Annotated in this window: 1 protein-coding gene; it reads left to right on the top strand. The window is 46.4% G+C overall.

Going from position 1 to position 345, the window contains the following annotated elements; all coding sequences use genetic code 11:
- Positions 1–26: 26 nt before the first annotated feature.
- Positions 27–345: M48 family metalloprotease (locus ACYVTD_RS18375; protein WP_461249036.1), on the top strand; the 319-nt coding region annotated here is incomplete at its 3' end.

Consider the following 345-nt stretch of genomic DNA (forward strand, 5'->3'; position numbering starts at 1 on the left):
GGCACATATTTCTCACCAAAAAATTAGTGGATTCCGCGACCTCCGAAGATATGTTGGCGGTGATAATCGCCCACGAGTTGGCGCATATCAAGTTAAGGCACGGAATTCAAATTATCAACGATTCAAAATTAGAAAATGAAATGACCGCTCTTGCGGATTTTATGGCGAGCCGCGCCGCCAGCCAGTCCACAGAAGCGGCGAAAGCCTCGAATTTCCGCGATTCCATAACAAAGAACATGGACACTCTTATTAAAAGCGGTTATTCGCAAACCCATGAATATGAAGCGGACATTGAAGCTGTTGTAATCCTCGCTAGAGCCGGCTATGATCCAAACGCCCTTTTGG

The organism is Treponema sp. R6D11, from assembly GCF_054786075.1.